This is a genomic window from Parabacteroides faecis (genome assembly GCF_014647375.1).
Taxonomy (GTDB): domain Bacteria; phylum Bacteroidota; class Bacteroidia; order Bacteroidales; family Tannerellaceae; genus Parabacteroides; species Parabacteroides faecis.
In genome coordinates this window covers 54,662-70,695 of record NZ_BMPB01000013.1, presented here as the reverse complement: position 1 = coordinate 70,695, position 16,034 = coordinate 54,662, and the positions used below count along the sequence as shown (strand labels likewise).

The window sequence follows — 16,034 nt, the reverse complement described above, 5'->3', positions numbered from 1 at the left end:
ATTTAAAAAGCTATATATTCTTCAGGATTGACCGGAGTACCTTTATACCACAACTCGAAATGGAGATGCGGGCCGGTAGACAGTTTCCCCGTGTTTCCCACCAAAGCAATCGCTTCGCCGGCTACCACGTGGTCGCCAATCTCTTTCAGCAATAATTCATTATGTTTATAAACGGAAAGGAATCCGTTCTTGTGTTGCAACTGGATCACATTCCCGAAATTAGGATCAAATCCGGTAAATACCACCGTACCGTCCAATGTCGCCAGTACGCTTTCTTTCGGAGCCGCCACGAGGTCTACACCGAAATGACGGGCATCTGCTTCATAATGCGAAGATACCACGCCGTTGACAGGTTTATAGAAAAAGATCCCGTCTGTAGGAACCGGATTCGGATTCAGCACCGTCAGGTTATATTTTTCTTCTTCCTCAAAACTCTTGACAAACTTTTCTTCCGACTTACTGCGGGGTATTTCGTAGTTTGCATCCACATGGGCCAGGGAATCAATCTGACGGATAGAATCCAGCTCGATCGTACCGGACAGGATACCGGCTACATTTTCCAGATAAAGCGACTGGATGGACATCATCCGCTCCAGTGAATCGGCACGCAGTGCATTCTGCATGATCTCCTTACGTATTTCTACATCCAGGTAACCCGGTAAATAATTTCGTATCGGTGTTTTAATAATAATCAACGCAGTTATCCCCACCAACATAAAAGCAAACAAGGCAAGCGTAAGAAAAGCCGAGAGCTGTGACAAACGGAAAGACCATACTTCTTCCAGCGTCGTTTCATTGAAAAAAGACAGCTTGTATTTGAACCTGATCCGGTGCCAGAATGATTTCTTATTGTTCTTTCGTTGTTTTCGTGCCATGTTTTTATGTTAAAACGCAAAAGTAACAAAAACCGTATCTACACGGGCATTGTTTACTCTAATTAACGTTATTATAAATCAAGCAGACCTTCGGGAACGGAAACCCGGAGTGTTTTATTTTCATGATCTGCAGCCGTTATCAACTCCTCGGCAGCCGGAAGGAGTATTTCGTTGCCTTTATGGTCGATCTGCAAAAGAACGTTGATTGTCGTTTCATCCACATCAGTGATCTTACCCAGTTCCCCGTGTTGCTCGTCGATGACAGTATATCCGATAAAACTATCCCACGACATATCGCCTACCAGGTCGTCTTCATCCACATCTTCCAACGGGAAAAAGACTTCACGGTTCGTAAATTCACGGGCAGCTTTCTCATCATTTATATTTTCAAGCTTTACCAGCATGACAGTATCGGTCTTATAACGGTACTCCTCGATAAAGAAAGGGACCAGGATACCATCCATCTCACAAACGATACAAGGGTCTTCTACATCATCAAACAAGTCGCAGTTCGTCACCAGCGAGATCTCTCCCTTTATCCCGTGAGGTTTGGCAAACTGCCCGATCTTAAAAACTTCTTCTTTTCTTATCATAACAGGAAATATCAGAGCCGGGTAATACGGGCTCCTATGTTATTCAAACGTTTATCGATATTCTGATATCCGCGGTCGATCTGATCGATATTATGGATATGGCTGGTTCCTTCCGCACTCATTGCAGCGATCAACAAGGCTATGCCGGCACGGATATCCGGAGAAACCATATTGGAACCACGCAGTTTGAAACGGTTGCCCAAACCGATCACCGTAGCACGGTGCGGATCACAAAGAATGATCTGAGCTCCCATGTCGATCAGCTTATCCACAAAGAACAGGCGGCTTTCAAACATCTTCTGATGAATCAGCACACTGCCTACGGATTGTGTAGCTACGACCAGGAGAACACTCAGCAAGTCGGGAGTAAGTCCCGGCCAGGGAGCATCGGCAATGGTCATGATAGAACCGTCGATAAAGGTATCTATTTCGTATGAATCGTGTGTAGGGATATGGATATCGTCGCCGATCTGTTCGACTGTGATACCCAGGCGGCGGAATGATTCGGGAATAATTCCCAACATCTCATATCCGGTATTTTTTATGGTGATGTCGGAAGCGGTCATGGCTGCCATACCGATAAAACTGCCGACTTCGATCATATCCGGCAAAATAGTATGGGTAGTTCCTCCTAGAGAGTCGACACCTTCGATGGTTAGCAGGTTCGAGCCTACTCCCGATATATTAGCCCCCATCCGGTTGAGCATGGATGACAGCTGTTGCAAATAGGGTTCGCAGGCTGCGTTATAAATGGTGGTAGTACCTTCTGCCAGCACGGCAGCCATCAGGATATTGGCCGTACCGGTTACCGAAGCTTCGTCCAGCAGCATATAGGCTCCTTTGAGACGCTTCGCTTCGATCTCGTATAACTGACGTTCGGCATCATAGCTAAAGCAGGCACCGAGCTTCTGTATACCGACAAAGTGGGTATCCAGACGACGGCGTCCGATCTTGTCGCCACCCGGTTTCGGGATCAATGCCTTGCCGAAGCGGGCAACCAACGGTCCGACGATCATGACCGAACCACGTAACGATCCGCTTTTACGCAGGAAATCATCCGTATTCAGATAATCCAGATCGATATTATCAGCCTGGAACGTATAGGTATCGGCTGCCGGATGTTCCACTTTCACCTGCATGTCACGCAAAAGCTGAATGAGGTTGTTCACATCCAGGATATCGGGTACATTATGGATCGTTACTTTCTCCGGAGTCAGCAAAACAGCACAAATCACTTCCAATGCCTCGTTCTTGGCACCTTGCGGAGTGATCTCGCCGGATAACTTATAACCACCTTCTATAACAAATGAACTCATCGGCTTTTACGGGGATAATTCTTTTTGTTCGTATTATTCCGGGCCAGGATATCGCGGCTTTCCGTCAGTTTATGTACCTCTTCGCTCAACACGATCTGTCCTTCCGACAATTCATCGAGGTCTTTGAATATCTTACGGTCGTCAACCGACTCCTTGTTCCAGGTAAGGAACGATTTCTTCATCTGGGTTGCCAGCAACTTGATGAGCTGATCTTTTTCAACGCCCGGTTCCAGCTCCGTAGCTTTACGGATCATCAGTTCCAGTGTTCTCCCGTAATGACGGTAACGGATACGGTTATTGTTATACGGGATCCGCGGAGGACGGGCATACAGGTTCTCTTTCTTCACGATTTCATAAGGATAATCGATGTCCAGTTTAAAATCGGACATGATAGCCAGATGATCCCATAAAATGTGTTTGAAGTCGTTCACATCACGCAGATGGGGAAACATATTTCCCATGATGTTGATTATTGTATTGGCGCAACGCTTGCGTTCTTCCCTGTCCTCTATTGCAACACAATAGTCTACCATATTCTGGATATTGCGTCCGTATTCGGGCATAGCCAATTTCTTTTCTTCTGTATTATATTTCATTATCATATTCGTTTATCCGGCAAATGTACTTATTTTAATTGATTTACACAAGATGTCCCTACACCTGCAAAAGAGGCATAGGGACAAAATCTATCTGCTAAACAAATATTACTTGTTCTGGTTAAATATTTACTTTGACAACTGGTTGATCACCGCCTGGTTCGCTTTCTTCACGGCAGCTTCGTTGATCTTGATCTCCTTGCGGTCGTAGGTCATCAAACCATTCACTTCGCCTTCCACATCTGTGGTCTGAGTGTAAACGGCTGCAGAGAAACCACGGTCTACCATATCTTTCAGTTCATTAGCATATTTTACATATTCTGCAGTAACCTCATCGCTGTTCTTGAACTGAACATATCCCCAGTTACGTTTATTCCACCACAAATGGTTTTCCAAAGGCAAACCGATACCACCGTATTCTCCCAATACTGTTACCCGCTGCGGATCATACAGGAACATGTTCGGACCCGGATAGTTATGCAGGTCGAGAATATCTCCGCAGGCACGGTGGTTACCTCCACTAGCCGGATTTACCAGACGGGAAGGATCGTAATTCTTTGTCCATTCAGCAACCTTTTCAGTATCGAACTGTCCCCATGCTTCATTGAAAGGAACCCATACGACTATAGAAGGGTGAGAAACGCACAGGTCCATGATTTCTTTCCATTCCTGATAATAGTTTGCGATCGAAGCGGAAGAACGCTCCTTATCTGTTCCGCCGTTATAAGTATGAGGAGCCCACTGGTTACCCATATCACCGCTCGGCATATCCTGCCAAACCAGGATACCTTCTTTATCGCAATGATAATACCAACGTGACGGTTCTACTTTTACGTGTTTACGGATCATATTGAATCCCCATTCTTTTGTTTTGATAATATCATAAAGCAATGCCTCATCGGTCGGAGCAGTATATAAGCCGTCAGGCCACCATCCCTGATCAAGCGGACCATAATGGAATAAATTCTTATTGTTCAGCTGCATACGCATAACGCCGTTTGCATCTCTCTTAGCAGAAATCTTACGGAAAGCAGTGTATGATTTTACATCATCCAGTACTTTACCATCTTTAACCAAAGAGACTTTCATGTCATACAGATACGGATTGGTTGTATCCCAAAGAGTCGGATTCTGTACGGCCAAACGAAGTTCTTTCCCCTGGATACCTTTCGCAGAAGCAACCACCTGGCCCTTGTCCATCAGCTTAACTTCAACAATAGAGGTATTACAAGGCATAGAAGTACCGACCGTTACATTCATCGTTCCATTGTCAATGTTCGGAATCGATTTAACGGAAGTAATATGATTAGTAGCTACCGGTTCGATCCATACAGTCTGCCAGATACCTGTTACCGGAGTATACCAGATACCTTCCGGATTAGAAGTCTGTTTACCTCTCGGCTGGTATCCTTTGTCACTCGGGTCCCAGACACGGACAACCAATTTCTGGTTACTCTTTCCGTTCAGATAAGGAGTGATATTAAATGAGAACGGGGTAAAGCCTCCCTGGTGGGAACCGATCAGGACATCATTGATAAATACATCCGCTTTCCAGTCCACAGCACCGAAATTAAGTACAATATCTTTATTCTTCCAGTTAGCCGGTACCGAAAAAGTCCGTTTATACCACAGCTCATTGGCATCTCCCACTTCTTTCTGAACACCCGACAGAGATGATTCTATGGCAAAAGGAACCAGTATATTCCCGTCAAACGCCTGCGGTTCGACCTCTCCCTTCGGTTTAATAGCATATTCCCACTCTCCGTTCAGATTTACCCAATCCGTACGTTCCAGTTGCGGACGGGGATACTCGGGCAATACATTTTTAGGGTTGATCTGTTCCGCCCATTTCGTCTTGATCTTGTCACCTGCCGGCTTCCATTGGGCCTGGGCACACACGGTTAGTGCCAAAGCACAACATACCAATAATGTTTTTTTCATGTTCGTGAATATTAAAGTTACTATTTCGTTTATTTGTTTTTATTCATCTTATTTTCAAGCATCTTCATAAAATAACCACCGACAACCGAACGGGCACGGAAACCGACAGAGTTACCGTCCGTTGTTTCATGCCAGTCGCTAAGCGGCATACGGGTGGTTGTTTCACCGGCATATTTATACACCGGAGAGACAAGCCGGTCGAATGTATTTCTGTCTTTTGCCAGGCAGGCAGACCAGATGATCCAATCCGATTTCGTATAAGTTTTACGACTATCCAGCGGCAGACCGTATGTATTTTGCCGGGTCAGATAATAGGCTATTTCCCGATCAACCACTTCATCCGGGAAGATGTTTAATCCCAACAATTTATCCCACACCAGATTGTATTTCTGGCTCCAGGTTCCCGGCTGGTCAAATGTCAACCGGTAATGATCGCCATCGTCTGCCATAACAACCCACTTAATGGCCATATCCTTAGCAGCAGCCATATATTTGTCGGCAGTAACCTGATCACCCAGCATGCCGGCCAGTTTTCCGTATCCGGCTATTCCCATGATCGCTTTGATAGAGAGGTTGGCGTTATGGGCAAAATGACCGGCAAAGTCATCCGTACAAAGCTGGTTCTCGGGATCCAGCCCTTCCTTCAATAAATAATTCGCCCAGGTAGTCAACACATCCCAATGTTTCTTCGCGTATTCGGCATTTCCTTCCCGCTGGGCTATGGCTGTCGTTAGTATCAGCATATTACCGGTTTCCTCCACCGGCATATCACCGCCATAAGTCTGACCGTTTGCGACCGGATAAGTACCTACATCATGGGCGGCAAAAGGTTTATTCCACTGTCCGCTCTCACTATAATAAAAAATCGGATTCATCATACCCTTCAATAGATCAGGGTTATAAATCAAAAACAAAGGAGCAGAAGGATAAGTGATATCGACCGTCCCGATCGAACCGTTGCTGAAATTCTCTTTAGAAAGGAACAACAGGTTACCGTCCTTATCATTTACCAGTTTATGTGCAGCTATTGCCTGACGGTAGGCCAATGCACAAAGAGCGGCATACTTCTGACCTCCGGCATTTTCTGCATCGTTCATCAACCCGACATCAAAAGCACGGCAACGCTCCATTACTTTATTATAATCTTTACCTGCTTTGGCTAAAGCCTGTATCATATCGACCTTTCCGTTCTGTTTCCAATACCCCATCCGGTTATCCTTAAAATACTGTATCGAATACAGATCGTCATAACCGATCATAAGGAAACCGTCAGCGGAAGAAGATACTTTACCCAAATCCTCACTATAGGCAACTACCGGTTCTGTTCCGGATATTTCCGAATTAGGGACTCCCATTAATGAAACAGAGCCTCTATCGGCAAACAGTTTCTTTATCTTATGATATTCTCCCATAGAAATAGCACGCTCCGGTTTAACATCCGATGCCAGATAGAAATATCCCCAGTCGATACGGACATCATCGCCTTTTTTCTGTAAAACGGGCTGTTCCACAGTTCCGACTTTTGCATACGTTATCTTATCCGGACCTCCCAGGTACACAGACAAGTCCATTTCCTGTCCCGGCAGGTTCATTGCCCAAAGCGGAGTAGCATCCATATAGATCTGCACATCGTGTGCTTTGCCATCCAAAGTTTTTACCTGATAAGAGATATAGTTTACAGGAGTAGACATCAGTTGAAGGTCATCCTGCAATAGAGGAGAAGTAAAAATCAAATCCAATTGTACCGGACCACACTCAAACGTATAATAAGTTTGTGTCGGCAACACATTGACTGATTTCTGAAAAGCCGGAGTGTCGAACACATCCTTTACTTTATCTTTCACAAACAGACCAAAATCAACGAAACCGCCACCCACGCGATTATGGCAATGGGCAGCAATTACGTTTTTACCCGGCTTAAGGGTAGCTTTTACATTGGTCGGTAATTCTTTCAATACATTGTTTTTCCATGAATAATCCGTTTTTACGACCTCGATCCCATTGATATACAATTCAAAGATATCATCGTGCGAGTAATCGAGAATGACGGTTTCATCAGCATAATCCTGAGACAGGTCAAAGGTGCGTCTGACCCATATATCCTTACTGTTCCATTCGGTAGAAAGGTTCGGCATCCCGGGAGTTCCGAAAGCAGCCAGGCCTTTTTCCCAGGCAGCGTCATTAAAATCCGGTTGGTTCCACTTTCCTGCCGGTTCCTTTTCTGTGTAAGAGGCGGCCCATTTCTCAGCTCCTGCCGTAGGTAAAACTGACTTCATCGGTGTCTCTTCTACCCCCATAAAACGATAACTTTTACCATCTACCCGCAATGCTCCGACCAAAGGGAAAGGCTTCCCGGTCCAGTGCCGTACATTATCTTCATTCAATTGATCCGTAAATGACCAGGCACTCGTATAAGGATCGATGGTTACCAAAGGATAGGCCGGAGCTCTCAGCTCGTTGATCTTTTCCGGCTGGAAATATTTACTTTGCTGACTGCAGGAACACAATAAACCGGCAGTCACCATATATAATAATAAGGTATATTTCTTCATGGCACGTAGTTTTTTATGATTGCAAAGGAACTGTTTTTCAGGTATAAGGACTTTCAATTTTCCTGCATAAGCTTTCAATAATCATTCAGAATGATCTTTATTGGTTTATTTCTCTTTTTTATTTATTAGCTTTGTCTTCGAGAAACACTATCACTATTCGATATGAAAAGAATACCGCTGCTGATCTTCTATGTTTGGCTATTGTTGGAATGCTTGCCGGGAGTTGCCAATAACCCTCATTTCAGACATTACAACAATAAGCACGGATTATCGCATAATACGGTGTATTGCTCACTGCAGGATCAGCGGGGTTTCATGTGGTTTGGTACGGAAGACGGACTGAACCGTTTCGACGGGCATACGTTTAAAATCTATAGGCATAATTCATATAATCCGAATAGCTTGCCGAACGACCATATCCTGAATCTTTTTGAAAGTTCAGATGGCAAGATATGGGTTTTTACCGCCGGCGGAACCTGTTATTATGATTACAAAACAGATACCTTTCATGCATTCCAGCTGTCACCCGGGCAAAACGAACCGGAGTCTTTTTCCGCTGTAACAGAAGACAAAAACCACAGTCTCTGGTTTATCGGTTATAACCGGATCGTCCGGTACAACCCGTCGGATAACACTTCCCGGACTTATCCGGCTGAAAACAATTTCTATCCAGCCATTATCACATTAATGAACGATGGAGAACCTCTTTTCTCTGACCGACAATCTTTATATATGTATAAATCCGAGACCGATAACTTTCAGAGACTTCCTCTTCTGAATGAAATGCAGATCGATAGCCAGATCGTTATACAAGCTATATGCCAGATCCCAGACCTGGGTATCCTGGCCGGGACCAATCAGGGCGGACTTCTGCTTTACAAATATCAGGACCGGAGTGTAGTGAATATTATTCCCGAAATACAGGTCCGTGCCATCACTCCGTATAGTACGACAACCTACTGGATTGCATCTGAATCAGGCATCTACATTTATAATATACTGGATCAGACAGTAACCAATCTGCGAAAATCCCTGACGAACGAATATGCCATTGCTGACAATGCCATTTACTCCGTAACCCGGGACCGCGAAGGAGGCATGTGGGCAGGTTCCTTTTTTGGCGGGATCAGTTATCTGCCCAAAGAATATAACCGGTTCAACTATTTTATCGGAGGAAAAACACATCCCCAGTTACTCGGTAACGCAATCCGCGAAATCGTACCCGACCAATATGGCAATCTATGGCTGGGAACAGAAGATAACGGCATAAACTGCTACAATCCTCAAAACGGACAAATAACAAACTACTCATACAACAATCCGAAACATCTTCTGTCGGCGACCAATATACATGGGTTACTGGCTGACGGTAACCAGTTATGGGTAGGCACGTTCAATAAAGGGATCGACGTATTGGATATTCCATCCGGAAAGATCATCAAACATTATTCACGCGAAAATACTCACAATGCCCTGAACAATAATTTCGTCCTTTGTTTCTGCAAAACAAAGAATAATGAATTTCTGGTAGGTACCGGCAGCGGGGTATTGTCTTACGACAGGCAGACTGAAAGTTTTACGCAATGGAATAATATTTACACCCTGATCAGGCAGATATATGAAGATAGCCGCGGAGATATATGGTCTGCAACATCCAACGGTATTTATCACTACCTGCGTGAAGAAAATAAGGTAGAACAATACACGGCCGATGCCAACAAATTACAGAGTATTGGCAGCAATAACACGACGTCAGTCTTTGAAGATTCAAAAGGCCGGATATGGGTTACCACTGTTAACGGATTATCCCTGTTCAACCGGGAGACAAAATCGTTCAACCGGATCACAGCAGAAGACGGGTTACCCAGTAATATCATCTACCGGATCGTTGAAGACGATTCCCACAATTTCTGGTTATCCACAGCGAACGGCCTGGTCAGGTTCAATCCGGAAACATACGTGATGAAAACCTTTACCTATACAGACGGGTTGCATGAAACACAATTCAACTACAGTTCTTCCTATCAGTCACCCGACGGAACGATCTATATGGGAACTATCAACGGTATGTTGTCATTCAACCCATCCCGGTTCAAAGAAGACACATTCACCCCTCCTATGTATATTACCGGGATCGACCTTCCTGAAAATGAAGCAAACGGATATAATTTCACTACTTCTTCCATCGAAAACAGGGACGTTTTAAAGTTACCTTACGATGCTTCGACATTTACCTTGTCGTATATAGCTCTCAGTTATACTTCGCCGGATGCGATCCGTTATGCCTATAAGCTGGAAGGCGTCGATAAAGACTGGATCTATATGAATCAGAATAAAAATGTCACTTTCGCCAACCTCTCTCCCGGAGAATACACCTTCAAAGTGAAATCGACCAATAGCAGCGGTATATGGCAGAATAATGAGCAGTCGTTACAGATCATCATTACCCCGCCTTTCTGGGCTACCGGATGGGCATTTCTGGTTTACATCCTGATCATTTGTATCTGCATAGTACTCTTCTATAATTACAAAAAAGCAAAACTGGAAGAAAAACACCGTATAAACCAGGATTTATTCGAGAGCAAAAAGGAAAAAGAACTATACGATGCCAAAATACAGTTCTTTACCTTTATCACTCACGAGATACGGACACCACTCACATTGATCAAAGCTCCTTTGGAAAAGATCATCAAATCGAACGACGGTACTCCTTCTACCAGGGAGAACCTTCAAATTATTGAAAAAAATACACAACAGCTATTGAACTTAAGTAACCAGTTACTCGACTTCCGGAAAACGGAAAGCCGGGGATTCAAGCTGAATTATGTAAATACAGATGTTACTCTCTGGCTTCAAACGATCCTGCAACCATTCCTTCCGGTTATGGAACATGATAATAAAACATTTGTCTGCGAGATACCAGAAGAAACATTCTCCGCCTTTATCGACCGGGAAGCTTTCTCCAAAATAATGAACAACTTGCTGACCAATGCTATAAAATATTCAGACAAGTACCTCTCCCTGCAACTGCAAATACAGAAGGACAGAAACGAGTTTATCATTTCCGTCACTAATGACGGTATGCTCATCCCCAATAGCGAAAAAGAAAATATATTTACCCCTTTCTACCGTCTGAAAGAAACGGAACATCAGCAAGGAAGCGGTATCGGACTTTCGCTGGCACGTTCACTGGCTGAATTTCATAAAGGTACTCTAAATTATACGCAGACTCCGGAAGGAATGAACAGGTTTACACTTACCTTACCTAAAGAGCAGGAAGACTGCTATTTATTAACATTCGACAAAAACACAGAAAATACGGTCACAGATAATACCTGCGACGCTGATAATGAAAAGCCGGTAATCCTGATAGTGGAAGACCAGGAAGATATGCGTCGGTTCATTGCCAAAGAGTTGGCAGAGACATACCGGATCCGGAAAGCCGCTAACGGAAAAGAAGCGGTTACAATTTTAAAAGATCATACGGTAAACCTGATCATCAGTGATGTAATGATGCCTGTTATGGATGGGTTTGAACTATGTAATGAGGTAAAGAATGATGTCAACTACAGCCATATTCCTTTCCTCCTGCTGACAGCTCAACACAATCTGCAATCCAGGCTAAAAGGGTTGAACAATGGAGCCGATGCATATATGGAAAAACCCTTTTCAATCGAGTTGCTGGTTGCCCAGGTCGCAAACTTGCTGAAAAGCCGGGAGATGTTGACCAGAACTTACAAAGAAACTCCATCCACCCCGGCAACAACATTGGCTGTTTCCACAGTCGATGATCTTTTCCTGCGGAAACTTAATACATATCTGGAAGAACATATCACCAACGAAGCCATGAATGTAGAAATGCTGGCAACGGAAATGGGGATGAGTACCTCCAGCCTGTACCGGAAAGTAAAAGGATTATCAGGGTTATCTCCGGTCGACTTTATAAAAGTAACCCGACTGAAGAAGGCTGTCCAACTTATGGAGAAGGGAGAAAGCCGCATCAATGAAATTGCATTCCAGACTGGATTTTCTTCTCCGGCTTATTTCTCTACCTGTTTCCAGAAACAATATGGGAAAACACCGTCGGAATTTATGAAAGAGTATTAGCCAAAGGCAATGTAAAACGGAAAGTGGCACCCTCTCTGAGCCTGGAAGATACGGACATTTCGCCTCCCATCTTATTTACCAGTCCTTTACAGATAGCAAGTCCTAATCCAATACCGTTGCTAGCTCCTTTCAACTGCACGAAACGGCCAAAAATATGATCCAATTCCTTTTCCGGAATACCTGTACCGGTATCGGATACATAAAAGTGAACATAGCTGTCCTCCAATTTATAACCAAAGCGAATAGTCCCGACAGAGGTATGTTTTATCGCATTCGTCAGCAAATTACTAAGGATTTGTACCAACCGGCTCTTATCCGTCCTCATAGTGATATCAGCACAAGGATCCAGTATCAATTCCACATTTTCCGGCATCCGCAGCTGCATCACATTGTACATATCTCTCATGGTAGAAGGCAAGTAAATATCTACATAAGCAAACGAGAGCATGCCTGATTCTATTTTTGAAATATCCAGCACATCGTTTATCAAACGTAATAACAATTCATTATTCGATTTGATGAGACTTATATAAGTCTCCCTTATTTCCGGATCGGTTTCAATAGACAACAGATCGGAGAATCCCACTATAGCATTTAACGGGGTACGGATCTCATGTGTCATATTGGCTAAAAACGCAGATTTCAACTGGTCGGCATTTTCAGCTTTCTCCTTGGCATCTATCAAGGTTCGTTCATATTCAATATATTTCTGATTATCGACCATGCAACCTACAATCAAATTTACACGTTCGTTCTCATCATGTTCGAGTGCTCTCCCGATCACCTCGTAATTCCGGTATTCTCCGTCATCGTTCTTCAAACGGAAATTAACGGCAAACTCCAATAAATTCCTGTTTCTTATCTCATTGAACAAAAGAAAAAAATCTTCCCTGTCATCGGGATGACGGAGACTGGACAGAGCACGGCAGATATATTTATTCCTTTCCAACAGGTAATTACTGGCACCATAAAACTGAAAACAATGGTTACAATGCTCTTTATCACAAGTCTGAAAACGATGAAAATTAAAAGAGTAGGTGGTTATGTGGCTATTCTTCAATGCTAATTCCATCATAGTACGACTCTCCGTCAGTTTACCGCTCAGAGCCTTATTTTCTTTTTCCCTTTCTACCTGCTCAGATACGTTGCGAATATAGACCACCACATATTTATGATGCAACGGAACCATTCTTATCTTAAAATAGACAACCGGAGTATTATGCCCGGGAATCGACATATCCATATTGATTATTTCCGATGTATCCAGGCATTTTTGTACAATCTTCGTCATATTCCTCTTCGTTTCATCGGGGTAGGTAAAACCAGGCAAATCATCTATACGGTGATTGATCGCTTCGGGAGTGATACAAGTCTCTGTCGCATAAGCGATGATCCGCTCTACAACAAGTTCTTCATTCACTAACAGTATCGTATCCGGAATCGATTCGGCTACCTTTTCGGAGATATCAGCCAGTTCCCGCATTTTCTGGTCATACGACATAACATCCCATTCTTTGGAGGCCGGGTCTGTAAGTAACAATGTATATCCTATAATTCCTCCTTCTTCATTGAACCCGGGAATAATAGAAAACCCGAGAGGCAAATTGTGACTGACCACACTCCCATTCCGTAGATAAGTTTTTTGAATATCTGAAAGAAACGTCGTTTCAAATAAATTACTCAGGAGAAAATCAGAAATATCTGTTATAGCAAACTTCTCACACATTGCCTTATTTAAAGCGATTAACAAACCATCACCATCATACAAAGCTCCGCCCTGAGGATAGTAGTTAAAGAAATTTGTTATCAACTGCTGTTCGACCAATGAATTTCCCATCGCTATTTAGATTTAAATCAATCTACAAAGAAAAGCAAACTTTATAAATCAAAGACTATTTAAACATAAAAATATTTTATCAGAGAAAAATAACAATTACCATAAACGCAGTCTATCGCATCATAGATATTATCCATCGGATAAGTTTGGCTAAGGAAAATGAATAAGCGAACTTTGTTACAGAATCATGTAATGTTATAAAAAAATAGGGATATAATTAGTCAATAGCAAAAAGGCGATAAGGGATATGCCGTGAGATGGCACAAGAGATCCCGTCATAACTAAGAGAGGGTTAATCCCGGGAAGTTTTCCCGGGATTAATTATTTATATTCATCCTGTTACTTGATGCGTTTACATTTTCCGGAAATATGCTCAATATCCAGACGCAGGACATTAGTCCGCTTAAATGATCCGGCAATATATTTTTCTCCGACAACCTCAAATCCGGAGCAATATTTCTTTGCCAGCAGACGCAGGGCAAGCATTCTCTCTTCTACCGGCAGATCCATATGAATTGTACCGAAAGCAATAGCTGATTCATAAGCAGTCGTAAACTGCCCGGGAATAACACGGGTTTCTCCAACTACACTAAAACAGACTTTCGGGTTTTGTCTCAGACATTCCAGTTTATACCCTTCCGGAGCACAATGAAAATAGATACACTTATCATCGTTCAGTACATAACTGATCGGTATACCATAACCATAGCCATTCACTCCTTCCATAGCAAGAAATCCATATTCTCCACTTTCCAGGAGCCGATAAGCTAATTCATTTTCAAGAATTCTATCCTTTCTTCTTATATCCGTAAACATATCCTTGAGATTTAGAAAGACAAATCTACAAAAATAGTATCTTTGTGCGTACAAATCACACCTGATAAAACACAAAAATATGAGAACACAAATTTCCCTGCTTCTAATTGCCTGTTTTTGCAGCCTTACTTGCCTGGCACAAAACGAATTCGACAAATATTTCACAACCAAAAGCCTACGAATTGATTTCGCTTTAAGCGGAAATACCCAATTTCAGGCTGCAGCTATACAGCAGTTACGGGAAGAACCGGTATGGGGAGGTCCTGTTAAAAACCGGATCGACAAATTCAATTATGGCGGATATTACATCAACATATATGATAAATCAACCAATGAATTGATCTACTCACGCGGTTTCAATACGCTTTTTGAAGAATGGCGTACCACAGAACAGGCCAAAACAGAAACACAATCGTGGACGAACAGTATCTCGGTTCCCTATCCTAAGACAACAGTCGTTGTTGAGATTACAGCACGTGACAAAGCAGACATGCAATTTCACCCTCTGTTAAAAATGGATATCGACCCGGCCAGTATTTTCATTGACCGGGGAAAACTAAAAGAAAATAAAGTAACTCAAATTCAATATGAAGGAAATCCGAATGAAAAAGTCGATCTGGTTTTCATTGCAGAAGGTTATACGGCAGACGATCAGGATAAATTTGTTGCCGATGCAAAAAAATTTACGGAGTCATTGTTTCAGACGCCTCCTTATACTACACGACGTAAGGATTTCAATATATGGGCAGTGAATCTAATCTCAGAAGATAAAGGAACTGATATTTCAGGTAAAGGCATATATAAGAACACGGCTTTAAATTCCGGATATTACACCTTTGGAGTCGACCGTTACCTGACAACACCGGATATGAAACCGATCCGCGATGCAGTATGGAATGTACCCTGCGATGCCATATTTCTGCTGGTTAACACCGATACATATGGTGGTGGTGGAATGTATAATTTCTACGCTATGGGAACTGCCGATAATGAAAAAACACAACATGTTTTTGTCCATGAATTCGGACATAGTTTTGCCGGACTGGCCGACGAATATTTCTCTTCCGAAGTCGCCTATCAGGATTTCTATAATCTGAAATATGAGCCCTGGGAACCCAATATCACCACGCTGGTTGACTTCGACAGTAAATGGAAAGATCTTTTACCTGCCAATACCCCTATTCCAACACCACTGGACGCTGCACACAAAGACAAACCCGGTGTATTTGAAGGAGGCGGTTATATTTCCAAAGGTATTTACCGTCCGATGGATCATTGCATGATGCGTGATTACGCTCCTTTCTGCCCGGCCTGCAGCCGTGCTATTCTACGAATGATCGATTTCCTGTCTGACAGAGAATACTAAAAAAACAGAAGGAGGTATGCCATCAAAACATACCT

10 protein-coding genes are annotated in these 16,034 nt (G+C 43.1%); 2 read left to right on the top strand and 8 right to left on the bottom strand.

What is annotated here, in order from left to right:
* Positions 1–2: 2 nt before the first annotated feature.
* From IEY67_RS18615 to IEY67_RS18590, 6 genes are all read right to left on the bottom strand, one after another.
* Positions 3–875: a M23 family metallopeptidase gene (locus tag IEY67_RS18615; RefSeq protein ID WP_183670856.1), complete on the bottom strand. Its 873-nt coding sequence runs from the start codon at positions 873–875 to the stop codon at positions 3–5.
* A 71-nt stretch (positions 876–946) separates the two neighbouring features.
* A complete protein-coding gene (gene rimM / locus IEY67_RS18610) occupies positions 947–1,468 on the bottom strand; it encodes a ribosome maturation factor RimM (protein ID WP_122352907.1) in 522 nt (173 codons plus the stop codon).
* Between the two features lie 11 nt (positions 1,469–1,479).
* On the bottom strand, positions 1,480–2,784 hold the full coding sequence (gene murA / locus IEY67_RS18605) for a UDP-N-acetylglucosamine 1-carboxyvinyltransferase (RefSeq protein ID WP_122352906.1): 1,305 nt from the start codon (positions 2,782–2,784) through the stop codon (positions 1,480–1,482).
* Positions 2,781–3,380 (bottom strand): DUF4290 domain-containing protein, encoded by a 600-nt coding sequence (locus IEY67_RS18600; protein ID WP_122352905.1) that lies wholly within the window; start codon positions 3,378–3,380, stop codon positions 2,781–2,783. Before IEY67_RS18600 ends, murA begins: the two co-directional genes overlap by 4 nt.
* Positions 3,381–3,509: 129 nt before the next feature.
* A complete protein-coding gene (locus IEY67_RS18595) occupies positions 3,510–5,321 on the bottom strand; it encodes a glycoside hydrolase family 2 protein (protein ID WP_183670858.1) in 1,812 nt (603 codons plus the stop codon).
* Positions 5,322–5,350: 29 nt separating this feature from the next.
* Entirely contained in the window at positions 5,351–7,873 is a 2,523-nt protein-coding gene (locus tag IEY67_RS18590) for a glutaminase domain-containing protein (protein WP_183670860.1), read from the bottom strand.
* Positions 7,874–8,035: 162 nt separating this feature from the next.
* Between IEY67_RS18590 and IEY67_RS18585 the strand changes: the two genes are divergently transcribed.
* The gene (locus IEY67_RS18585; RefSeq protein ID WP_183670862.1) at positions 8,036–11,980 is read left to right on the top strand and encodes a hybrid sensor histidine kinase/response regulator transcription factor; all 3,945 of its coding nucleotides are present in this window, start codon (positions 8,036–8,038) and stop codon (positions 11,978–11,980) included.
* On the opposite strand, the gene IEY67_RS18580 is transcribed toward IEY67_RS18585, so the two are convergent.
* Positions 11,964–13,817 carry a PAS domain-containing sensor histidine kinase gene (locus tag IEY67_RS18580; protein WP_183670864.1) on the bottom strand — a complete coding sequence of 618 codons (1,854 nt, stop codon included), beginning with the start codon at positions 13,815–13,817 and terminating at the stop codon, positions 11,964–11,966. The genes IEY67_RS18585 and IEY67_RS18580 overlap by 17 nt on opposite strands.
* A 339-nt stretch (positions 13,818–14,156) precedes the next feature.
* Positions 14,157–14,633, bottom strand: a complete 477-nt coding sequence (locus tag IEY67_RS18575) for a pyridoxamine 5'-phosphate oxidase family protein (RefSeq protein ID WP_183670866.1) — start codon at positions 14,631–14,633, stop codon at positions 14,157–14,159.
* A 79-nt stretch (positions 14,634–14,712) separates the two neighbouring features.
* On the opposite strand from IEY67_RS18575, the gene IEY67_RS18570 reads away from it, so the two are divergent.
* Positions 14,713–15,999 (top strand): M64 family metallopeptidase, encoded by a 1,287-nt coding sequence (locus IEY67_RS18570; RefSeq protein ID WP_183670868.1) that lies wholly within the window; start codon positions 14,713–14,715, stop codon positions 15,997–15,999.
* Positions 16,000–16,034: the final 35 nt, after the last annotated feature.

Bases quoted from the DNA above. Each gene is read 5' to 3' on its own strand.
- IEY67_RS18615 (WP_183670856.1), bottom strand. From the start codon at position 875: ATGGCACGAAAACAACGAAAGAACAATAAGAAATCATTCTGGCACCGG.
- rimM (WP_122352907.1), bottom strand. From the start codon at position 1,468: ATGATAAGAAAAGAAGAAGTTTTTAAGATCGGGCAGTTTGCCAAACCT.
- murA (WP_122352906.1), bottom strand. From the start codon at position 2,784: ATGAGTTCATTTGTTATAGAAGGTGGTTATAAGTTATCCGGCGAGATC.
- IEY67_RS18600 (WP_122352905.1), bottom strand. From the start codon at position 3,380: ATGAAATATAATACAGAAGAAAAGAAATTGGCTATGCCCGAATACGGA.
- IEY67_RS18595 (WP_183670858.1), bottom strand. From the start codon at position 5,321: ATGAAAAAAACATTATTGGTATGTTGTGCTTTGGCACTAACCGTGTGT.
- IEY67_RS18590 (WP_183670860.1), bottom strand. From the start codon at position 7,873: ATGAAGAAATATACCTTATTATTATATATGGTGACTGCCGGTTTATTG.
- IEY67_RS18585 (WP_183670862.1), top strand. From the start codon at position 8,036: ATGAAAAGAATACCGCTGCTGATCTTCTATGTTTGGCTATTGTTGGAA.
- IEY67_RS18580 (WP_183670864.1), bottom strand. From the start codon at position 13,817: ATGGGAAATTCATTGGTCGAACAGCAGTTGATAACAAATTTCTTTAAC.
- IEY67_RS18575 (WP_183670866.1), bottom strand. From the start codon at position 14,633: ATGTTTACGGATATAAGAAGAAAGGATAGAATTCTTGAAAATGAATTA.
- IEY67_RS18570 (WP_183670868.1), top strand. From the start codon at position 14,713: ATGAGAACACAAATTTCCCTGCTTCTAATTGCCTGTTTTTGCAGCCTT.